The organism is Sphingobium agrisoli (genome assembly GCF_041877245.1).
Lineage (GTDB): Bacteria > Pseudomonadota > Alphaproteobacteria > Sphingomonadales > Sphingomonadaceae > Sphingobium.
Genome location: NZ_JBHDJI010000009.1, coordinates 128,812 through 149,243 on the forward strand (window position 1 = coordinate 128,812; position 20,432 = coordinate 149,243).

The 20,432-nt window shown below is 66.0% G+C and carries 18 protein-coding genes; 7 read left to right on the forward strand and 11 right to left on the reverse strand.

The genetic code is table 11. From position 1 onward, the window contains the following. Positions 1-40: 40 nt before the first annotated feature. Genes ACETPF_RS15240 through ACETPF_RS15255 form a run of 4 tightly spaced genes read left to right on the forward strand, consistent with a single transcriptional unit; the run spans position 41 to position 4,504 of the window. On the forward strand, positions 41-859 hold the full coding sequence (locus ACETPF_RS15240; RefSeq protein WP_373935401.1) for an SRPBCC family protein: 819 nt from the start codon (positions 41-43) through the stop codon (positions 857-859). Continuing rightward, positions 856-1,722, forward strand: coding sequence for an FAD binding domain-containing protein (locus tag ACETPF_RS15245; protein WP_373935402.1), 867 nt, complete (start codon positions 856-858; stop codon positions 1,720-1,722). The genes ACETPF_RS15240 and ACETPF_RS15245 overlap by 4 nt, the downstream gene beginning before the upstream one ends. Further along, positions 1,719-2,192, forward strand: a complete 474-nt coding sequence (locus ACETPF_RS15250) for a (2Fe-2S)-binding protein (protein ID WP_373935403.1) — start codon at positions 1,719-1,721, stop codon at positions 2,190-2,192. The genes ACETPF_RS15245 and ACETPF_RS15250 overlap by 4 nt, the downstream gene beginning before the upstream one ends. Next, positions 2,189-4,504 (forward strand): xanthine dehydrogenase family protein molybdopterin-binding subunit, encoded by a 2,316-nt coding sequence (locus ACETPF_RS15255; protein ID WP_373935404.1) that lies wholly within the window; start codon positions 2,189-2,191, stop codon positions 4,502-4,504. Before ACETPF_RS15250 ends, ACETPF_RS15255 begins: the two co-directional genes overlap by 4 nt. Before the next feature lie 44 nt (positions 4,505-4,548). Here ACETPF_RS15255 and ACETPF_RS15260 read toward each other — a convergent pair whose 3' ends face one another. The 9 genes from ACETPF_RS15260 to cofH all read right to left on the reverse strand — a co-directional run bounded on the left by ACETPF_RS15260 (position 4,549) and on the right by cofH (position 13,276). Next, positions 4,549-5,361, reverse strand: a complete 813-nt coding sequence (locus ACETPF_RS15260; RefSeq protein WP_373935405.1) for an SDR family oxidoreductase — start codon at positions 5,359-5,361, stop codon at positions 4,549-4,551. Positions 5,362-5,465: 104 nt separating this feature from the next. Further along, complete coding sequence (locus ACETPF_RS15265; protein WP_373935406.1) at positions 5,466-6,302, reverse strand: SDR family NAD(P)-dependent oxidoreductase; 837 nt, start codon at positions 6,300-6,302, stop codon at positions 5,466-5,468. A gap of 80 nt (positions 6,303-6,382) precedes the next feature. Continuing rightward, positions 6,383-6,889 carry a nuclear transport factor 2 family protein gene (locus ACETPF_RS15270; protein ID WP_373935407.1) on the reverse strand — a complete coding sequence of 169 codons (507 nt, stop codon included), beginning with the start codon at positions 6,887-6,889 and terminating at the stop codon, positions 6,383-6,385. 66 nt (positions 6,890-6,955) lie between these two features. Continuing rightward, on the reverse strand, positions 6,956-7,888 hold the full coding sequence (locus ACETPF_RS15275) for a TIGR03619 family F420-dependent LLM class oxidoreductase (RefSeq protein ID WP_373935408.1): 933 nt from the start codon (positions 7,886-7,888) through the stop codon (positions 6,956-6,958). Positions 7,889-7,918: 30 nt separating this feature from the next. Then, positions 7,919-8,527 (reverse strand): 2-phospho-L-lactate guanylyltransferase, encoded by a 609-nt coding sequence (cofC, locus tag ACETPF_RS15280; protein ID WP_373935409.1) that lies wholly within the window; start codon positions 8,525-8,527, stop codon positions 7,919-7,921. Continuing rightward, positions 8,524-9,465 carry a 2-phospho-L-lactate transferase gene (gene cofD / locus ACETPF_RS15285; RefSeq protein ID WP_373935410.1) on the reverse strand — a complete coding sequence of 314 codons (942 nt, stop codon included), beginning with the start codon at positions 9,463-9,465 and terminating at the stop codon, positions 8,524-8,526. The genes cofC and cofD overlap by 4 nt, the downstream gene beginning before the upstream one ends. Then, positions 9,462-10,217, reverse strand: a complete 756-nt coding sequence (gene cofE / locus ACETPF_RS15290) for a coenzyme F420-0:L-glutamate ligase (protein ID WP_373935411.1) — start codon at positions 10,215-10,217, stop codon at positions 9,462-9,464. Before cofE ends, cofD begins: the two co-directional genes overlap by 4 nt. Before the next feature lie 10 nt (positions 10,218-10,227). Beyond that, positions 10,228-10,899: an NADPH-dependent F420 reductase gene (gene npdG, locus ACETPF_RS15295; RefSeq protein ID WP_373935412.1), complete on the reverse strand. Its 672-nt coding sequence runs from the start codon at positions 10,897-10,899 to the stop codon at positions 10,228-10,230. Further along, complete coding sequence (gene cofH, locus ACETPF_RS15300; protein ID WP_373935413.1) at positions 10,892-13,276, reverse strand: 5-amino-6-(D-ribitylamino)uracil--L-tyrosine 4-hydroxyphenyl transferase CofH; 2,385 nt, start codon at positions 13,274-13,276, stop codon at positions 10,892-10,894. Before cofH ends, npdG begins: the two co-directional genes overlap by 8 nt. A 489-nt stretch (positions 13,277-13,765) precedes the next feature. Between cofH and ACETPF_RS15305 the strand changes: the two genes are divergently transcribed. Both ACETPF_RS15305 and ACETPF_RS15310 read left to right on the forward strand, forming a co-directional pair. Beyond that, on the forward strand, positions 13,766-15,964 hold the full coding sequence (locus ACETPF_RS15305) for a TonB-dependent receptor (protein WP_373935414.1): 2,199 nt from the start codon (positions 13,766-13,768) through the stop codon (positions 15,962-15,964). Positions 15,965-16,066: 102 nt separating this feature from the next. Continuing rightward, positions 16,067-17,101: an alpha/beta fold hydrolase gene (locus ACETPF_RS15310; protein ID WP_373935415.1), complete on the forward strand. Its 1,035-nt coding sequence runs from the start codon at positions 16,067-16,069 to the stop codon at positions 17,099-17,101. Positions 17,102-17,111: 10 nt separating this feature from the next. Here the strand turns inward: ACETPF_RS15310 and ACETPF_RS15315 are convergent, their stop codons facing one another. Next, on the reverse strand, positions 17,112-17,624 hold the full coding sequence (locus tag ACETPF_RS15315) for a nuclear transport factor 2 family protein (RefSeq protein ID WP_373935416.1): 513 nt from the start codon (positions 17,622-17,624) through the stop codon (positions 17,112-17,114). A gap of 93 nt (positions 17,625-17,717) precedes the next feature. Further along, positions 17,718-18,185 (reverse strand): nuclear transport factor 2 family protein, encoded by a 468-nt coding sequence (locus ACETPF_RS15320; RefSeq protein WP_373935417.1) that lies wholly within the window; start codon positions 18,183-18,185, stop codon positions 17,718-17,720. A 303-nt stretch (positions 18,186-18,488) separates the two neighbouring features. On the opposite strand from ACETPF_RS15320, the gene ACETPF_RS15325 reads away from it, so the two are divergent. Continuing rightward, positions 18,489-20,363 (forward strand): flavin-containing monooxygenase, encoded by a 1,875-nt coding sequence (locus tag ACETPF_RS15325; RefSeq protein WP_373935418.1) that lies wholly within the window; start codon positions 18,489-18,491, stop codon positions 20,361-20,363. The last annotated feature ends 69 nt before the right edge of the window (positions 20,364-20,432 follow it).

Genomic DNA, 20,432 nt, shown 5'->3' on the forward strand with positions numbered 1-20,432 from the left:
CGGCCCTTGCCGAGCAGGAAGAAGACAGGAACCAATCACGATGAAGATGACCGGTGAGCAGCGGATTGCCGCACCGATCGAAGCCGTCTGGGCTGCGCTGAACGATGCCGACGTCCTGCGCGCCTGCATTCCGGGCTGTCAGTCGCTCGAACCGGAGGGCGACGACGGGTTCAAGGCCGCGGCCACTATCAAGGTCGGGCCTATCAGCGCCCGCTTCGGAGGTACGGTCAAGCTGTTCGACCGCGTTCCCCCGCACAGCTACCGCATCAGCGGGGAAGGCAGTGGCGGGGCCGCCGGCGCGGCCAAGGGCGGGGCGGATGTCCGCCTCGTCGCCGATGGCGATGCCACCGTATTGCATTACGAAGTTGCGGCGGAGGTGACCGGGCGCCTGGCGCAATTGGGCGGCAAGCTGATCGACATCACTGCCAAGCAGCTCGCCGGGGTGTTCTTCGCCCGGTTTTCGCAAGAGGTGGTCAAGCGCCAGGCCGAGGCACCCGCACCCGCGCCCGCCGCCGCTCGCACGGAGCAGGCAACGGCAGACCGGCCGACGATCACGTCGGTGCCGCGTCCGGCCGCTGTCCCGCTGCCGGTTCCGGCAGGTTCCGGCGGTGTCCCGGTGGGCATCGGCGTGCTGCTGCTGCTCGCGGCTCTGATCGGCGGGTTCATCCTGGGCAGAACCGCAGCCGGCTGGGATGGCACGGGCGGTCTGGCCGGGGCAGCGGTGGGTCTGCTCGTGATCGTGGTTGCCGCCGCCGCCTTCCTGCTCGGGCAACGCGCGGAGCGGCCGACGACGACCGTCAGCCTGGACGCCGACACGATCGCCAGGCTGGCGAGTGCAATGGAGAGGCAACACGGATGAAAGCCGCCCCCTTCGACTACATCGAGGCCGGATCGGCCGACGAAGCGGTATTCCTGCTCGGCGAGGCAGGGACGGATGCGGCTGTCCTGGCCGGCGGACAGACGCTGATGCCGCTGCTCGCCCTGCGCATGGCGACCCCGACGGTCCTGGTCGACATCAACCCGGCCGACGACATGGCCGGCATCGCCCGGACAGGAGAGGGCGTGCGCATCGGCGCGCGCACCCGGCAGGCCGCGGCCCTGCGCGATCCGATCGTTGCCCGCCATCTGCCGGTGCTGGGCGAGGCCCTGAGCCATGTCGGCCATTATCAGACGCGGGCGCGCGGTACCGTCGGCGGATCGATCGCCTTGGGCGAGCCGGCCGCCGAACAGCCGGCGGTCGCTGTGGCCCTGGGGGCCAGCATCGAACTGCGTTCCTCCCGCGGCACGCGGCAGGTTCCGGCGCGGGAGTTCTACCTGGGCCCCTATGCGACGACACGGGCCGACGATGAGGTGGTGATTGCCATCCACTTCCCGGAGTGGCCGGCGTCCAGCCACATCGTCTTTCATGAGGTCGCGCGTCGGCGTGGCGATTTCGCGCTGGTCGGGCTCGTGATGCTGCTCGACGTCCGGGATGCCAGGGTCGAGCGGGCGGGGATTGCCTGGTTCGGTATGGGGCCGACCCCGGTGGCCGCTACCACCGCGGAACAGGCACTCACCGGAGCCGCGATCGCCGACATCGATCCGCGCGAACTGGCGCATCTGGCGCTGGCCGAGGTTGAGCCTTCCGAAGACCTCCACGCCTCCGCCCACTACCGGCGGACGGTCGCCGCGCGCATATTTGAGCGCAGATTTCGCACTTTGGCCGGGGGGATCACCGCGTGAGCCTGCATTTCATCGAGTTCGAACTGAACGGTCGCCAGATCGAGGGGACGGCCGAGGCGCGGCGTACGCTGCTTGACTTCCTGCGTGGCGATGCCGGCTGCACCGGTCCCCACGCCGGCTGCGAACATGGCGTCTGCGGGGCCTGCACGGTGCTTGTCGACGGCCAGGCGGTCCGGTCATGCCTGATGCTCGCTGTCCAGGCGAACGGCAAGAAGGTGGAGACTGTGGAGGGGCTGGCCAGCGGGCCGGACGAACTGCATCCGGTCCAGCAGTTGTTCCGAGAGGAGTTCGCATTGCAATGCGGATTTTGCACGCCGGGATTCCTGATGACGCTGGTGGCGCTCGACCGTGCCGAGCCGCGTCCCGACGCTGCGGAAATGCGCGAGGCACTGTCCGGCCACCTGTGCCGTTGCACCGGCTATCAGGGCGTCTTGCGCGTGGTTGACCGACTGGCGGAGGACCGCAAGTGAACGAACATCCAGTTGCCACCGGCGCCCGCTTCATCGGCAAGCGGATCCAGCGCAAGGAGGACCGCCGGCTGCTGACCGGGCGGGGGACCTATATCGACGACGTGGTCGTGGCGGGGATGTTGCACGCAGCATTTGTGCGCAGCAATGTGGCACGCGGCCAGATCCTGCGGATCGACACCACCCGTGCGCGGGAACTGGCCGGGGTATTCGCGGTCTATACTGCGGCGGACCTCGACCGGGTGGCTTGCCGGCCCGGCAACCCGGTGTTCGACATGCCGGGCTGCCCGCCGCCCGACAATGGCCTGCTGGCGCGAACCGACGCCCGCTTCGTCGGCGATCCGGTGGCAATCATACTCGCGACCACACGCGCGATAGCCGAGGATGCGGCCGCCCTGGTCGAGGTGGACTATCGCGCCGAGGCGCCCGTCATCGGTATTGCCGCAGCCAAGACCATGCCGCCGATCCACCCGCATGTGACCAGCAATCTGGTCAATGCCATGGACAGCGGCCCGGATGACGAGATCGACGCGATCTTCGCGACGGCCGCGCATGTGGTGGAGGACACCATCCGCAATTGCCGGCAGGCGCACATGCCGATGGAGACGCGCGGAATGGTCGCCGTACCGGACGGAACCGGCGAACTGACCATCCACGCGGCCTGCCAGAGTCCGCACCTGTCCGCGCTGCACATTGCGACCGCGTTCAACCTGAACCAGCAGCAGGTGCGCATCGTCGGAAAGGACGTGGGCGGCGGCTTCGGCCTGAAGATGTCGCCCCAGCGCGACGATTTGGCGGTGATTGCCGCGGCCATGCTGGCGGGCCGACCCGTCAAGTGGATCGAGGACCGGCTGGAAAACCTGATCGCCGCCGGCCAGAGCCGCGAAGACCAGATGCATGTCCGGCTGGCGTTCGATTCGGATCACCTGCTGATCGCCGCCGATGTCGATTATGACTGCGACTTCGGGGCCTATCCCTATGCCATGCAGTCCAGCGCCAGTCTGGTGACGCCGATGTTTCCCGGCCCCTACAGGGTGCCCCGCTATCGCTGGAAGGCGGCGGGCTGGTACACCAATGCCAGCGGCATCGTGCCGTATCGCGGCCCGTGGATGATGGAGATGTTCGCCCGTGAGACGATGATGGACGTGGCCGCCCGGCAGATGGGCGTCGATCCCATCGAACTGCGTCGCAAGAACATCATCGGCAAGCCCGATCAGCCCTTCCAGACGGCAGCCGGCTTTGTGCTGACCGATATCAGTCCGCGCGAGACGATGGACATGACCGTTGCGGCGATTGATGTGCCCGCGTTCCGCCGCGAACAGGCGCAGGCGCGCGAACAGGGGCGCTACCTGGGGCTGGGGCTGGCCAACGGGATTGAGCCGACGACGGTTTCGTTCGGCTATTTCGCCTCCGACGTGGCCCATGTTCGGATCGAGGCGAATGGCCGTGTAACGGCGATGACCACCACCTTTTCCCAGGGTCATGGCACGGCGACATCGCTCGCGCAGGTGATCGCGGAGCGGCTGGGTGTGCCGTTCGAGGATGTGACCGTGGTCGAAGGCGACAGTTCGCGTACCGGCTTCGGTTCTGGCGCGGGCGGCAGCCGCCAGGCCGTGGCCGGGGGCGGGGCAGCGATCAAGGCGTCCGACCTGCTGCGCGAGAAGATCGAGCGGATCGCCGCCTACGCCTATAACGCCAGCCCGGATACGGTGCGCATCGACAATGGTGTGATCACCATCGACGGGGCGCCCGAGGTTCGATCGTCAGTGGCCGAGATCGCGCAGATGGCCTATGTCGCGCCCGACCGCCTGCCGCCGGACATGGAGATGGGGCTGGAAAGCCAGTATCGCTATCGTCCGCCGCCGATGGTGATGGCCAATGCCACGCACGCCTGCATCTGCGAAGTCGATGTGGAGACCGGCAAGGTTTCGATCCTGCGCTGGGTGGCGGGGGGTGACTGCGGCGAGCTGATCAATCCCTCGATCGTCGAGGGCCAGATCGCCGGTGGCGTTGTCCAGGGCATCGGCGGGGTGCTGTTTGAGCATCTGCGCTATGACGAGGACGGACAGCCTCTCGCGGTGACGCTGAAGGACTATCTGCTGCCGACAGGGCTGGACGTGCCCCGGATCGAGTATCGGCACATGTGTACCCCGTCGTCGACGCCCGGCGGCTTCAAGGGCGTGGGTGAGGGCGGGGCCATGATTTCGCCTCCGACCCTGGTCAATGCCATTGCCGATGCACTGGCCCCCTTCGGTAAACGGTGGCTGGACATGCCGCTGTCGCCCGACCGGATCGTCTGCGGGCTGGACGGGTAGTCAGGCCGGCCGGCCCCGGAGGTATTCGGGGCCGGTCCTGTCCGCTATCGGCCTGCCGGGGACATGTAGGTGGCCAGGCAGCCGCCGTCGACAAGGAGGTCGGTCCCCGTCACGAAGCTGGCCGCAGGGCTGCACAGGAAGGCCGCGACCTCCGCGATCTCTTCGGGTTGGCCGAGCCGCTCAAAGGCAGTCGCCTCGATCATCTCGTTTAGCTGGGGCATTGCGCGCAGTTCCGCTGTGGACTGGGGGGTCTCGATAATCCCCGGCGAGATCGAAACGATCCGGGCGCCTCGTCGCCCAAATGCCTTCGCCTCGCGCCGCACCAGCGCGTGAATGGCCCTTTTCGAAAGGGAATAGGCAATGACGGAACTATCGTTGCAGAGCGGGACAAGCTCCGCGACAGCGGCGGGCGTGGTTGCCGCCTCGATCTGGGGATCGAATCCGGCGCCGATCTGATACCCGCCGCAGGACGCCACAAGCACTGCGGCCGCCCCTGGGCTCAGCAGGGGGAGGACCGTTTCGGTCAGCCGCATCGTTGCCGCCAGGTTGACTTCAAGGATGCGCGCGGCCGGAGCCATTGTCGGCGACAGCGCGGCGCAATGGACCATGCCGGCGACGGATCGACCTGCGACCTGCGCCACCAGCGAGGCCGGAAAGGCGGTGGAGCTGATGTCGCCCACCAGCACCTCGGCCGCGCCGCCCAGTTCCGCCGCGACACTGGCGAGCTTCTCGGCGTTCAGATCGCACATCAGCACGCGGTAGCCTTTCCCCGCCAGATGCCGTGCGTTGGCCAGGCCAATGCCGGATGCCGCGCCGGTGACTATCAGCAGACGGTCAGTGGAATCGTTCTCGGTCATGACAACTCCTATCGGATAATTGGTGGCGGTCTTGTGTGGCGCTGCTCGCCAGAGGCATCTCCCATGCCTTTTCGAAATGGCGGTGATGGATCACCAGGGCGACGTCAGCCCCATCCCGGATACAGCCCTCGCTCGCGCGCGAGATCCTGTGCCTCGATGCAGGTGCCGGCAAGCGCGCCGCCCGCCGGATCTGTCAGCAGCCAGGCCACCACGGCGCCGATCACAGCCGGCGGCGCGGCGCCATCGAGACTGCGGCCGTATTCGCGTGTGACCATTTCGCTGCGTTCGGTTGCAACGCTGCCGGGCTGGACGTTGAAGGCGCGGATTCCCTGCCCGGCAAACTCCGCGTGAAGCGCGCCGACGAGCGGATGTCCCGCGGACTTCCCGACGGAATATCCCAGGCCCCACCCGCCCTCTCCGGGAGCGGCCGACGGCGAACGATAGGCGCACAGCGACGTGATGTTGACGATGTCGCCACGCCGGCGCTCGACCATGGCCGGGAGAAAGGCGCGCGTAATCAGGATCGGGGCAACACAATGCGCCTCGAAGAACTTCCCGTAAGCATCCAGCGGAATGTCCATGAACCGGTCCATCATCCCGGGGCCCAGATGGCGTCCGTTGTGGACGATGGCGTCAAGGTCACCCCACGCATCGCGGATGCGGGCGATGCATTGCTCAACGGAGGCCCGGTCAAGCAGATCCGCAGGGACGATCAATGCCTCCCGTCCGAGTGCCTCGATGTCGCGGGCCGTTTCCTCCAGCGAGCCGGGCAGGGGCCGGTCATCGGTACGATGGATGCTCAACCCATGGTCATGGCGCTCCCCCGCAACGCGGGTGCGGGCCGATATCGCCACGTCGTACCCGGCCCGTGCGAGGTCCAGCGCGATGGCCCGGCCAATGCCACGGCTCGCGCCGGTCACCAATGCTTTCAGACGATCCATTTCCATCTCCTTGTTCTATTTGTTCTATTTGTTCTATCTGGTTCTTCCCTCCCGGCTTTGGCTTTCGGCGAGCCGCGGCCTCAAACTTGGGAGGGCGGAGGCCCGGCCATGTCCCCGAATGCCGCATTCAGCAGCGCCATCGATTCGACCCGTCCGGTGGAGCGCGACTGGCGCTTTAGAATCTGCCAGCGACCGTCACGCTTGGTGAGTTCCCAGCGCCCATAGGCCTGGCGCCACACGCCCACCGCGCCATCCTCGCGGACGAAGATCGTGGCATAGCCGGTTGCCACCGCGCTGGTCCCGTCGATCGCAATCGCAAATGGGCCCATGATGTGCGCGCAGTTGGGCAATATCGACTGATGTGCCTCGCCGGTTACGATACGCTTGGCATCCTCCCGGCCATTGAAGAACGCCACGGCATCTATGTCTATCTCGCAATCCTCTGCATAAAGATCGGCCATGGCATCGGCGTTATTGCCGTCCACCGCGAGGGCATATTTGCACAATATGTCCCTGATCGCGCGTTCATCTTCCAGTTGTTCGACCCGACGGCTCAGGGCCGCTACAACTTCTGCCAGATCCTGCATTGCCTGCTCCACTTGTCAGGATGGTGTTTCGACACCGGGACCATTTCCCCGGAACTGTGGAATGGTTCAGGGCTGGCTGCCCGAACCGGCACCGATCCGGGCGACGACTTCTTCACCGAACCACTGCACATTCTCCAGAAACGCCTCCAGGTTGGGGTGCGGAAGATCGACCACGCCCCAGGTGACGCCCACTTCGCGCAGTTCGGCCAGCGCCTCGATGTAGCGGTCGGCCCCGGCGCGCGTTCCCACTGCGGGCTTCTCGCGCGGGGACATGCCGATCTCGAAGGGGCCGGTGCGCCCGGCCGCCGCGCGCAGGTCCTGCAACATCACGATCTTGTCGCGCAGTTCCTCGTGCGTCTGGATGAAGGTTTCCCGATTGATCTTGGCCAGGGTGGGGGCGGCAAAGACCGGCAGCCAGCCATCGCCCCAGCGCGCTGCGCGCTGCACCGCCTTGTCCGTCGATCCGCCGATCCAGATCGGCGGCCGTGGTGCGGGGACAGGGCGCGGCTCATTGCCGGTAGCGTTGAAATTGCTGCCCTGCTTGACCACCGCGCCGCCGCTCCAGGCCATGTCGATGACCTCCAGCGCCTCGTTGAACAGGGCGCCGCGCTTGTGGAAGTCCACGCCAAGTGCTTCGAACTCGATCTTTTGATAGCCGCCGCCGGCACCCATGATGAACCGTCCACCGGACAGCACCTGCAGCGTGGCCGCAGCCTTGGCCGTGATGAACGGATTGCGGTAGGGCAGCACGACGACAAAGCTCATCAGGTGCAGGCGGGTGCTGGCGGCGGCAAGGAACGACAGCGCGACGAACGGATCGACGGCATCATGACCATTGGCATGGAGCCACTCCGCGCTCGGCGCCGGGTGATCGGTCACATAGGCGGCATCGATCCCCGCCGCCTCGAATGCGGCAGCGATGCGGCGCACCGAGTCCATGGTCTGGAACTCACCCGGGGTGATATCGCCCAACGGCGCATGTAGCGAAAAGCGCATCATTCTCTCTCCTTGTTCAATAGGGTAATGGGGTCACGACCCGCACTCCGCGATCAACGGCTCCGCCGGTTCCAGCAGCGCGAGATCGGCAGGCAGGTCGAGATCGGCGGCCAGGCCGGGGCGGAAGACGAGGCCGAAGCGCAGGCCGGCGGCACCGGCCCGTCGGCGATGGCGCGCCAGGCTGCCCGCGCCGAAGCCAGGCGCGATCGTCCCTGGATGCCGCATCGCCAGCGCGTTGGTGCCCATGCGTGCGCGATCCGGTGCGGCGATGACGTCGGCCCCGCCCAGCGCCCGGTCCAGCGCGGTCAGATCGGCCACGGTCAGCAGGGGCAGGTCCGCGCTGAGTGCCAGAAGGGCATGGGCCGGATCGCACAGCATCGCGGCCTGCGCGATCGCCGGATTGAGGCCACGGCCCACTTCGACGATCGCATGCGCCCCGGCCGCGCTGGCCAGTGCCAGCAGGCGGGCACTGCGGCTGATCACATGGACCCCGCCGGTCGGCGCGGCGGCCAGCGCCGTGGTCAGCACATGGCGGAACATCCGCTCGATCAGCGCCGCGCGCGCCGCAGGGGACAGTGCGGCGGCAAGCCGGGTCTTGCCCTCCTCCGGCGGACGGACGGCGATGACCAGACTGGCGTTCATCCCGCGCTCCGCAATTCGGCCGCCAGGGCCAGGCACTCGCCCGCCAGGCGCTGCTGCCCGGCCGCGCCCTGCATCAGGGTGTCGCGGGCGATAAGGGCGATGCCCGCCACCGTTTGCCCGGCCGCCGGGTCGCGGTGATCGCACAGCACGGCATCGACCAGTCCGGCATAGCGTTCGGCGACGACTGCGGCGCCCGGCTCCAGTCCCAGCTCGCGCATGATCTTGGCCGCCGGCCCCTTGACCGCTTCACCGCCGATGAAGGGGGAGACTGCAATCCGCGGTACCCGCGCGCGGCGCAGAGCCTCGGCCACCTCCGGCACGGCGAGGATCGGAGCGACCGAGAGCACCGGATTCGAGGGACAGATCACGATCGCGGCCAGCGCGGGATCGGCCAGCGCCGCGCGCAACTGCGGATTGACCCGCGCCACATCGGCGCCTTCGAAGCGGATGCCGCGAAATACCGGCGCGCAGGCCATGCGCACGAAATAGTCCTGGAACGACAGGTCGCCCGCATCGGTCATCACGATGGATCGGACGGGGTCGTCGCTGACCGGGATCACCCTGTGCATCACCCCGCTCGCCCGCGCCAGATCGTGGGTGATCGCGGTCAGGCTATCGCCGCGACGCAGCCGCTCGGTCCGCAGCACATGCTTGGCAAGATCACGGTCCCCCAGCGCGAACCAGTCCGGGCCGCCCAGTTGGCGAAGGGCGGCCATGAACGACCATGTCTCGTCGCGGATGCCCCAGCCGCGATGTTCGTCGTTGAGGCCGGCCAGCGTGTACGTCACGGTGTCGATGTCCGGACAGATCGCCAGCCCCAGATGTGTGAAGTCGTCGCCGACATTGACCGCGACCACCAGCTCCTCGGGCGGTAGAAGGTCCGCCAGACCCCGCGCCAGGCGTGCGCCGCCCACCCCGCCGGCCAGCGCGACAATCACCGGAACAGGTCCATGGCCGCGGGGCGCACGATGCTGCGGGCCTGATCGGTGCTGCGCGGATAGGTCAGGCCACGGACGATCACCACCGGGGTCCCTTCGTCGGCCTGCCCCATGGCCAGCGATGCGGCCGCAGCCACTTCGTCGGCAAAGGCAAGATCGCTGGACTCAAGCGGTCGCCCGGTCAGGTCGCGGCGGCCACGCAGGTCGAGCACGCCGGGCATTCCGGCCAGGCCGATCGTGGTTCCCGCGGTGCCCATGCGCCAGGCCCGCCCCAGGCTGTCGATCACCAGTACGGCGACGGTTCGCCCGGTGGCGGCCAGCAGGGCCGTGCGCAGACGCGCGGCGCTGGCATCGGGATCGGCGGGCAGCAGCAGCACGTCGCCGACCCCGACATTGGACTGGTCGATCCCGGCATTGGCAAGTACCAGCCCGTGGCGGTTACGCACGATCAGCAGGCCGGGCCGCACGCGCACCACCGCCTCGGCTTCGTCGAGGATCAGGTGGACCAGACGCGGATCCTTGCCCGTTTCGCGCGCCAGTTCGAGCGCAGCGGCAGAAGGCTCTACTTTGGACAGGGACACCTGCCGCCCCTCGGCCTTCGACACGATCTTCTGCGCCAGAACGACGATATCGTCCTCCTCCAGCGTCATGCCGCTTGCCGCGAGCGCGTCGGTGACCACGGCGGCAAGATCGTCCCCCGGCCTGACCATGGGCACGCCGCTCAGCGCGGTGACCGAATAGGCCGAAGGCACCCGCCCGGCCCTAGGGACGCGGCAGGCCGGTGAGGCGGATGCCCGCGCCGGGCACCTTGTACCGGCGGTTGAGCGCGATCAGCAGGCTTGTCAGCCCCTCCGCCACCACCGAATTGCACAAGGGGCCGGCGTTCCACGCGGTCAGCCCGATTTGCGCCGCCAGATCGACCACGGCCTCCGCCGCTTCCGGGTCGTCGGCGCAGACCAGCACGTCGCATTCCACGGCTTCGTCGAGCTTCGTCAGGTGATGGGCGGAAATGTTCTGGAAGGCGGAAACCACCCGCACTTCGGGACCGAGCAAACGCTGCACCGCCTCTACCGCGCTGCCCCCGTCGGGTAGCTGGACCCGGCTCACCTTGGGCGGCACCAGCGGCACGGTCACGTCGATCAGGATCTTGCCTGCCAGTGCCGGCGCCACTTCGCGTACCGTGGCCTGTTGCGCGGCATAGGGGACAGAGAGCACGACGATGTCGGCCGCCGCCGCCGCGTCGGGGTTGGCCATGCCGGTCAGATTGGCGCTGCCACCGAGGACGTCGCACAGGGCCGCCGCAGCCTCCGCCGCGCGCTCCGCCGTTCGGCTGCCGATGATGACGCGATGTCCCGCGTGGGCCCAGCGCAGCGCCAGGCCGCCGCCTTCCTTGCCGGATCCGCCCAGTACCGCGATGGTCTTGCCGTCAGTCAACATACTCTCCCTTCTTGCTGTGCCGCACCGGCGGGGTCAGGATAACCGGCTCCAGCGGCGGAGCGCAGTGGCCCCGCTGCTGAACCCGTTCCTCGACCGGACCGTACAGGGTGGTCCGCTGCCGCGGTACCCGTCCCAGGTCGCGGATCAGCGCCGCCATTGCGGTGGGCGCGAACTCCTGACCATGCGCGGCGCCCGCCGCTCTGCTGATGCTCTCATCCATCAGCGTGCCGCCCAGATCGTTGGCGCCGCCGGCCAGGCAGGCCGACGCACCGGCAGCACCCAGCTTGACCCAGCTCACCTGGATCGACGTGAGATACGGATGCAGCGCCAGCCGTGCTACCGCATGCATCAGGCGGACCTCGCGAAAGGTCGGACCGCGCCGGCTTTCGCCGCGCAGCCCCATCGGCGCCTCCATCGGTACGAAGGGCAGGGGCACAAACTCGGTAAATCCGCCGGTGCGGGCCTGAAGATCGCGGATCGCGAGCAGATGGATGGCCCAGTCATGCGGTCCATCGACATGGCCGAACATGATCGTCGCCGTTGTGCGCAGGCCAGCGCGGTGAGCGGCCTCGACCGTTTCCAGCCATTCGGCCGTGGATAATTTGTCCGGGCAGATACGCGCGCGCACCGCATCGACCAGTATCTCCGCGGCGGTGCCGGGCAGCGAGCCAAGCCCGGCCTCTTTCAGCAAGGCAAGATAGGTATCGAGCGTGAGCCCCAGGGTCTGGGCGCCGTGACGCACCTCGAGCGGCGAAAAGGCGTGGATGTGCAGGTCAGGTTCGGCCGCCTTCACCGCCCGCAGCAGCGCCAGATAGGTTTCGCCGGTGTAGGCGGGGTGAATCCCGCCCTGCATGCAGACCTCGGTCGCGCCCCGCGCCACCGCCTCACGCGCGCGCCGCTGCACCTCGGCCAAGTCGAGATCATAGGGCGCGCCGCGCAGGCTGTCGGCTCCCCGACCCTTGGAGAAGGCGCAAAAACTGCACTTGTAGGCACAGATGTTGGTATAGTTGATGTTGCGATTGACGACGAAGGTGACGTCGTCCCCGCGTTCGGCGCGACGGAGCGCATCGGCGGCCGCGCAGACATGATCGACGCTGCTGCCCCGCGCCGCGAACAGTGCGACGATCGCCGCCTCGTCCAGTGGCTCTCCCGCCAGTGCGTGATCGACAATGGCAGCGATGTCGGCGTCCGGGCCGCCCACGCGCACGGCCCGGCCGGGTAATGTCGGTGTAAACAGCGGGGGCAGGAGTCGGGGAGGGAGCGGCTGGCCCGGCGCCCAGTCGTCCATACGCGCCATACCGTGGGCATCGGCGTGGGCCATCAACGCCCGCCGTGGGCCATCATCCTGCCAGGGCGCGTCCAGGAAAGCGGGATAGGCCGGCAAGCGGGCGACCAGCCGCCGGCCGCTCTTCTCGGTGGCCTGACGCAGGGTGTCCAGCGCCGGCCAGGGCCGTTCCGGGTTGACGTGATCCGGGGTGACCGGACTGATCCCGCCCCAATCGTCGATCCCGGCCTCCAGCAGGCGCGGGAAGGCGGCATCGGCCAGGTTGGGCGGAGCCTGCACAGCAATCTCGGCCGGCAGGATCAGACGGGCTGCGGCGATGGTCCACAGCAGATCCTCCAGCGCCGGTTCGACGGTGTCGGCCATCGGTGTGCGTGGCTTGGCGCGGAAGTTCTGCACGATCACTTCCTGGATATGCCCGTGGCGCTCATGGGCGGCACATATGGCCTCCAGCGTCGCGATGCGTTCAAGCCGGGTCTCGCCGATCCCGATCAGCAGGCCGGTGGTAAAGGGAATCGCCAGCGTGCCGGCCTGATCCAGCGCGGCCAGACGCACCGCAGGAACCTTGTCGGGCGACCGCCAGTGCGGACCGCCCGGCGCCGACAGTCGATCGGCCACGGTTTCCAGCATCAGCCCCTGCGAACCGGATACCGCCTTGAGCCGCCGCATTTCGTCGGCCGTCATGATCCCAGCGTTGACATGCGGCACCAGCCCGGTTTCCGTCAGGACCAGACGGCACATCGCTTCAAGATAATCGATCGTGCTGGCATGGCCGAGCGCCTCCAGCTCGCGCCGCGCCTGTGCGAAGCGGACCTCGGGCTTGTCGCCCAGGGTGAACAGGGCCTCGGTGCAGCCCGCCGCCGCACCGGCGCGGGCCACCGCCAGCACCTCCTCTGGCAGCATGTAGGCACGCTGTCCCGGCCGCGGGCGTGAAAAGGTGCAGTAATGGCAGAGATCGCGGCAAAGCTGCGTCAGGGGGATGAACACCTTGGGCGAGAAGGTCTGGACACTGCCGCGCGCCGCGTCCCGCTTTGCCCTGGCGGCGGCGCACAGCGCCGCAACAGGCGACGAGATCAACCAGGCGCTATCCACCAGAAAAATCTCCCGAAGCCGGCACGGTCAGCGCCGCCTCAATCCTATCAACAGGGTGCGCTGGGGCCAGGCAGGCACGAGTCCGCTCAAACGGGGCCATGGATACCCAACAGACTAAAGACATATGTCTAGTCAACAGGAAAATCAGATGTGTGCGTGGCGGTGCCGCGCAGACGCAACGCATCGTAGGGGCTGATCTGGACCACAATCAGCAGGGGGGGCGAGGATGGCTGCGGCGACGAGCACGAAGACGACATACCATCGATCGGGAGCCGGGGTCTGATCTTCTCCCCGAAGGGCTTCGTCCGCCATGGCCAAATTGTCCTCTCCGCAGCCGGTTCCCGATCCAGCCGTCGCCTGAGTTGGACAACTACATTATTATTGACAGGTTCGTCAAATAGCTTACGATTTCGTTACAAGAGCCAAACAGGCCGGCGCACGCACGTCAGACGGGCAAGCGGCGCGACGTTTTTAGGAAGGGGAACAGCCATGGCTTTCAAGACAGTACAATTGACTCTGCTTGCCTGCGCTTCGCTGGCAGCAATCGGCAGCGCCGCACCTGCATGGGCAGCGGACGCGCCCCAGAGTGCGCCCGCCGTGTCAGATGCCAATGAAGGTGACATCGTGGTGACCGCGCAGCGCCGCTCCGAACGGCAGGTGGACGTGCCGCTGTCGCTGAGCGTGCTGAGCGACAAGTCGCTTGCCGCCGCCGGAGTCACCGGCGTGCAGGCCATTGCGCAGATCACCCCCGGCCTCCAGTATAGCCAGACGGGCATCCTGACCCAGCCGACGATCCGCGGTATCGGCACCACCGGGACGAACGTGGGCGATAGCGCCAATGTCGCCACCTATGTCGACGGGGTCTACCAGGCCACCATGCTGGGCGGCCTGTTCGAGCTCAACAACATCGACCGGATCGAAGTGCTGAAGGGGCCGCAGGGCACCCTGTTCGGCCGCAACGCCACCGGCGGCGCAATCCAGATCTACACCCGCGAACCTCAGAACCAGACTGCGGTGGAGGCCAGCGCCGGGTTCGGATCGTTCAACGACCGCTGGATCAAGGCCTATGCGACCGGCGGCAGCGGCGATTTCGCGGCCAATATCGCCGGCGTGTACCGGCAGGATGACGGCTATGTCTATGACCTCAACCGCAAGACCACGGTAGGCGCCCACAAGACGATGAGTCTGGTCGGCAAGATCAAGTGGGAGCCGTCGAGCCAGACCAAGGTGATTCTCGCGGCGAACGTGGGCGATTTGATCGATAACTCGGTGCTGACTCCGTACTTCGTGCTCAACAACTCGCGTTCGGCCTTCAGGGATCCAACGCTGCCCTACGCGCGCATCCCACGCACCACCTCGCTGTCGCTTGATCCGCTGAACGAGGTCCACCAGTCCGGTGTCAGCCTGACCGCGCAGCATGACACCGGCGCCGTGACATTCAAGTCGGTGACGAGCTACCAGCATGTCAGCATGGTCAACCTGACCGACCTCGACGGCGGCCCGCTGCCGATCCAGAAGATTTTCTACCGTAACATCAGCGATTCCTATTCGGAGGAGTTGACCATCGCCTCTTCGGGAACGCACCGATTGAATTGGGTTGGCGGTGTCTTTTTGTTCCGCGACAACGCAAACCAGCCGCAATATATCTTTAACGATGCGCCCTTGCTGCGCTCCTTGGTGCTGACCAAGGCGCTGGGCGTATTCGGTGAACTGACGTTCCAGGCGACTGACAAGCTCTCCTTGATCGCGGGTCTGCGCTACAGTCTGGAGGACAAGAAGCTCACCTCCGAAGGCTTTGCCCCGCAAACGCCGGTCGTCGTGCTCGACAAGAGTTGGAACAGCTTCACGCCGCGCTTTTCGGCGCGCTACGCGATCAGCGATCGCGTCAATGTGTATGCGACGTTCAGCCAGGGTTTCAAGAGCGGGGCTTACAACTCAAGCACCGCGCCCACCTCGCTTGCCGCTATTGCCGCGGTCGATCCCGAAAAGGTCACGGCCTATGAAGGCGGCGTGAAGATTGCGCGCAACGGCATCAACTTCAATGCTGCGGTCTATCATTATGACTATAGCAACATTCAGGTCAGCTCGTTCGTCGGCTGCCCGGTCACTAATCCGCCCACTACGTGCCCTGCGATCACCCGGTTGCAGAATGCCGCCAGCGCGAAGATAACCGGCGTTGATGCAGACTTGTCGGTCGCAGTATCCAACAGCCTGCGCCTGACAGCGAGTGCGGCCTACACTCACGCACGGTACCAGGATTTCAACGGGGCCATTGCGCTCACCCCCTCACCTACCGTCAACCCGGTCAACGGCGCGACCGACGGCAACGCTCAGAACAATGTCATCGCAGCCGGCAACTCCATGGTCCGCCAGCCGGACTACACGTTCAGTTTCGGTGCGAACTACACGCTGCCGGTAGGCGCATCGAAGGTCGAGCTGTCGGGTAACACCTATTTCAACGGCAGCTTTTACTGGGATGCGGCAAACACCCAGAAAGAACCCGCGTACAATGTGACCAACCTGCGGGCGACATGGATCTGGCCGGGCGATAGCGTGCGGCTCTCGCTGATCGGGACCAACGTGTTCAACAGCAAATACAACCAGGCCATAGCAATCGCGACCGCCGGCACGCGCGGGGCTCTTGCCCGCCCGGCTTCCATCGCCGGGGAGTTGCAGGTCAAGTTCTAGCACATAGGCGCCCGCTGCTGGGTCGGGGCGGCAAGTCCCGCCACGGCAGCGGTGCGCAGGATCGGACAGGGCGGGGCTGTTGCGGCCCCGACCTGTTTTTTTATGTGGCATTCGCTGCCGCTTGCCGTCATCTCCTGCACGATTCGCCAGTCGTCGGACCCGATACTGATCCGCGGCTCCCAGACCATGCACCTGCCTTATGGAACCCGAATGATGAGCTTTGCCGGATCGACCGACCGCTATCCCCTGGCCGCCTTTGCCGGTGAAAGGCCCCCCGCGCCGCAGTGGTATACCGACGTCATGAGCGACCAGCCGGAGAGGGGGACGGTCGAGGTCGACGGCGCCGACATCGAGTTCTTTACATGGGGTGAGGTCGGCAAGCCCGGACTGCTGCTGATCCACGGCAACTTTGCGCACGCCCACTGGTGGGGGCCGCTGTCGCCCCTGCTCGCCCGCGATTACCGGGTCTGCGCCATGTCGCTTGCCGGCATGGGCGGCTCGGGTTGGCGCCCCTCCTATTCGGTGGAAGTCCAGGTCCACGAAGCGGTGGCGGCCGCCGAAGCTGCCCAGCTATTCGCCGCCGACGAGCGGCCGACCGTGATTGCGCATAGCTACGGCTGCGAACCGGCAATCTTTCTGGCCGCCCGCGTCGGAGAACGGTTCGGCCGGGTCCTGCTGCTCGATTGCGGAGTCGCGCCCACCAACGAGCAGGAAATATTGACGACCAAGGGCCGCAGCTATCCGACCATGGCCGACGCGCTCGCCAGGTTCCGGCTGGCGCCGCCGCAGGAGCACAACAACCTGTTCATTCTGGATGACATCGCGCGCAACGGATTGATCCAGGATGCCAACGGCGAATGGCGGTGGCGCTTCGATCCCAACTTCTGGCCGCGGCTTGAGGGCTATGACGGGTGGTCCGCGCTGGCCCAGGCCAAGTGTCCGCTCACCTTCATCTATGGCGCCGAATCAAAGCTGGTCACTCCGGCGATGGCCGCCTTGCAGCAAACCCAGGCGCCCGAAGGCACCCCGTTTATTGCTCTGCCATGTGCCGGGCATCATCTGATGATCGATCAGCCTTTCGCTGTCCATGCGGCGATCCGCGGCGTGATTGAGGAGTCGCGGCGCACCCATCGCTGAGGGCGCCCGTTCAACCGGCGAACAGCGCGCGGGCCAGTTCGGCGTCGGCCAGCGGGCGGCGACGCGCATCGAACTGCGCCTGATCGACACCGATGATCGCCGGATTGCCTTCGCCCCACAATTCCCATGACTGGCGCCGGGCAATCCGCCAGCCCGCGTCGGTACGCAGCCACTGATCCTCGTACCACCCCTCGCTAGTCCAGCAATCCCCGCCGGGGCAGCCGAACCGGACGAGTCGCCACTGGCCGTAGGTGATGCTCCGGGCCTGATCGCCGGCCACGTCGATTAGGAAGTTCGACATGCTGTGCCGCGTCAGGTCGAAACCCAGATGCACGCGATCGAACCCGGCCTTGAACTTGGCAAGCCCGGTATAAGGGGCGTTATCGCCGTGCCGCACATGAAGGTCATCGCAGGCAAAGATGCGGTCGAACAGGTCCCAGCGGCGGGCATCGACGGCAAAGCCATATAGTTCCAGGCGACCGCGAATATCGGTGACGTCCGGCGAGGCGAATTCGGCTGACATTTTTCTGGGCCTTTCAGGGGAGAGGAGGGCAGCCATCGATCGGGTCACGGCAGGTGGGCTGGTCGATGGTTGCGCGGCGCGGTCCGCCGCGCTTCAGACGGTGAACCCGCTTGGCGGCGCGAACGGCACCAGGCGCCGCGTGGCGATCAGCCAGGTGTCACCCCGGCGGACGAACAGATCGTCATAATAGCCCAGCACGCTGGGTCGTGCCCCCGAAGACAGGATGCCCTCGCCGCGCAGGTATGACATCACCGTCGCACGCTCGCCATCGTAGCTCTTGAACAGGATATTCGAGATATAATGGACAAAGTAGATGTACTTGTCCGATGGTACGTTGAAGACCTTCTGCAAGTCCGCCCGGCCGCGTATCAGCGGGAAACCGAGGCAGGTCTCGTCGAACACGCCGTCTTCGCTGAACAGTCCGGGCAGTTCACGATACTGTTTTGTGTCACAAAAATAGGCGTAGCGATGAATCTGGTCGATGATCGCCTGGCGGACTTCAGCCGGGATGCCGCCGGTGATGATGTCAGCCGCCGGTGTGTGGATCGTCGCCTGGTTCATGGCCCCTCGCGCTGCTGGCTTTGTTTTGGTTGTCAGGCCAGTCAATGGCGACTCGACGCAATTGTCAAGTCGGCCGGCGGCAGACCGGGCGGGAGTCGGGTGCGTCGCCCGCCGCCGCGCGAAGCGACTGGCAAAAACTATTTGACAGTGGTGTCAAGAACGGTCATTGATATCCACGAAGGCCGCCCGGCGTGGTGAGCGCAGGGGGCTTCATATCGCTGGTCTGAGTGGTTCGGCGGGCAACGGCGGGGATTTTTTCCGCATTCCTGCAACGGCGCGCGTGAACACTTGAGCGTAGGGAAGATGAAGAAGATGGAAATTGCACCGGTCGTAACGCAGATCATCGGCGAAATCGACTTTGATCCCGATGCCCTTCATGCGAAATATCTTCACGAACGCGACAAGCGGCTTGAGCGCGGTGCGCGCGAGTATCAGGAGATCGCCGGCGAGCTCTCGCATTTTTGCGAAGACCCCCATGCCGATCCCGACTTCAAGCGCGATCCGATCTTTGACGAGGTTGATTTCCTGCTGATCGGTGCCGGCTTCAGCTCGCTGTGCCTGGGTGCGCAACTGCGCAAGGCCGGCTTTACCAAGTCGAGCAACATCCGGCTGATCGACGTGGCCGGCGACGTGGGCGGCACCTGGTACTGGAACCGCTATCCGGGCGCGCAGTGCGACACCGAGGGCTATGTCTACATGCCCATGCTCGAAGACACGGGCACGATGCCGACCTGCAAATATCCGTATCAGCCGGAGATTCTGGCCCAGGCCGAGAAGATCGCGGACAAGTACAACCTGCGCGATAACGCGATGTTCCAGACCGCGGTCACCGGGATGACCTGGAACGACACGATCAAGAAGTGGGAAATCACGACTGATCGCGGCGACGCCTTCAAGGCGAAATATGTCGTCATGGCCACCGGTCCGTTGAGCAAGCCCAAGCTGCCCGGCATTCCCGGCATCAACTCGTTCAAGGGCCACACCTTCCACACCTGTCGCTGGGACTATGGCTACACCGGTGGCAGCACGCTGGGCGGCCTCGACGGCCTGAAGGACAAGCGCGTCGGCATCATCGGCACGGGCGCGACCTCGATCCAGTGCATCCCGCATCTGGCCGCTTCGGCCAAGGAACTGTACATCTTCCAGCGCACTCCGTCGTGCGTGGACCTGCGCTACAACAAGCCGACCGATCCCGAATGGGCGGCCTCGCTCAAGCCGGGCTGGCAGTGGGAGCGCATGGTCAACTTCGCGGAAGTGCTGGAAGGTATTCCCGAAGTCGAGGTGGACCTGGTCAACGACGGCTGGACCATCCTGTATCGCAAGGCCTTCGGCCCGGCGCTCAAGGCTGCGGCCGAGAAGGTCGGCCGCCCGCTGGACCGCCACGAGCGCAGCCAGTTGCTCGAACTGTACGACTATCAGAACATGAATCGTATCCGGCAGCAGATCTCGGACATCGTGAAGGATCCTGCCACGGCCGAATCGCTCAAGCCCTGGTATCGCCAGTTCTGCAAGCGCCCGACTTTCCACGACACCTATCTTCAGGCGTTCAACCAGCCCAACGTCCATCTGGTCGATACCGATGGCGAAGGCGTCGAGCGTATCACCCCTGACGGGGTTGTCGTGGCCGGCAAGGAGCACAAGCTTGACTGCCTGATCTTCGCGACCGGCTTCGAGACCGAGACCTCCTACGTCCATCGCGCCGGTTACGACGTGGTCGGCCGCGGCGGGCGCAAGCTGTCCGAATATTGGGGCAACGGCCTGCGGACCTTCTTCGGCGTGGCCGTGGACGGCTTCCCGAACCTGTTCCTGCTGGGCCGGACCCAGAGCGGATCGTCGCTCAACCTGCTCTATGGCATCACCCGCCAGATCGGCCATGTGGTGCACATGATCACGGAGACCGAGAAGCGGGGCGCCGTCACGGTCGAGCCGAGCGCGGAATCGGTGCAGAACTTCCTGGACGACTTCTGGGGCCACAAACGCAAGGCGGATCGCTATTGGGCGGAATGCACCCCGGGGTTCTTCAACAACGAAGGTAACACCACCAACACCAACGGCTTCTTCGCAGACGTCTATGGTGGCGGTATTCGCAAGTTCTTCCAGAACTTCCAGAATTGGCGCGACAGCGGCGATATGGTCGGCATGAACTTCGAATATGAGAAAGACATGGCCGCCTCCTGAAGGCAGGCTAAACCGGAAAACCCGCCCGCTCTCACCCGCAGGGTGACGGCGGGCGGGTTTGCCTATGGA

What these genes read in the sequence shown, in the direction of transcription:
- ACETPF_RS15240 (WP_373935401.1), top strand. Translation starts at nt 41, where the DNA reads ATGAAGATGACCGGTGAGCAGCGGATTGCCGCACCGATCGAAGCCGTC.
- ACETPF_RS15245 (WP_373935402.1), top strand. Translation starts at nt 856, where the DNA reads ATGAAAGCCGCCCCCTTCGACTACATCGAGGCCGGATCGGCCGACGAA.
- ACETPF_RS15260 (WP_373935405.1), bottom strand. Translation starts at nt 5,361, where the DNA reads ATGACCGAGAACGATTCCACTGACCGTCTGCTGATAGTCACCGGCGCG.
- ACETPF_RS15265 (WP_373935406.1), bottom strand. Translation starts at nt 6,302, where the DNA reads ATGGATCGTCTGAAAGCATTGGTGACCGGCGCGAGCCGTGGCATTGGC.
- ACETPF_RS15270 (WP_373935407.1), bottom strand. Translation starts at nt 6,889, where the DNA reads ATGCAGGATCTGGCAGAAGTTGTAGCGGCCCTGAGCCGTCGGGTCGAA.
- ACETPF_RS15275 (WP_373935408.1), bottom strand. Translation starts at nt 7,888, where the DNA reads ATGATGCGCTTTTCGCTACATGCGCCGTTGGGCGATATCACCCCGGGT.
- cofC (WP_373935409.1), bottom strand. Translation starts at nt 8,527, where the DNA reads ATGAACGCCAGTCTGGTCATCGCCGTCCGTCCGCCGGAGGAGGGCAAG.
- ACETPF_RS15305 (WP_373935414.1), top strand. Translation starts at nt 13,766, where the DNA reads ATGGCTTTCAAGACAGTACAATTGACTCTGCTTGCCTGCGCTTCGCTG.
- ACETPF_RS15310 (WP_373935415.1), top strand. Translation starts at nt 16,067, where the DNA reads ATGTGGCATTCGCTGCCGCTTGCCGTCATCTCCTGCACGATTCGCCAG.
- ACETPF_RS15315 (WP_373935416.1), bottom strand. Translation starts at nt 17,624, where the DNA reads ATGTCAGCCGAATTCGCCTCGCCGGACGTCACCGATATTCGCGGTCGC.
- ACETPF_RS15320 (WP_373935417.1), bottom strand. Translation starts at nt 18,185, where the DNA reads ATGAACCAGGCGACGATCCACACACCGGCGGCTGACATCATCACCGGC.
- ACETPF_RS15325 (WP_373935418.1), top strand. Translation starts at nt 18,489, where the DNA reads ATGAAGAAGATGGAAATTGCACCGGTCGTAACGCAGATCATCGGCGAA.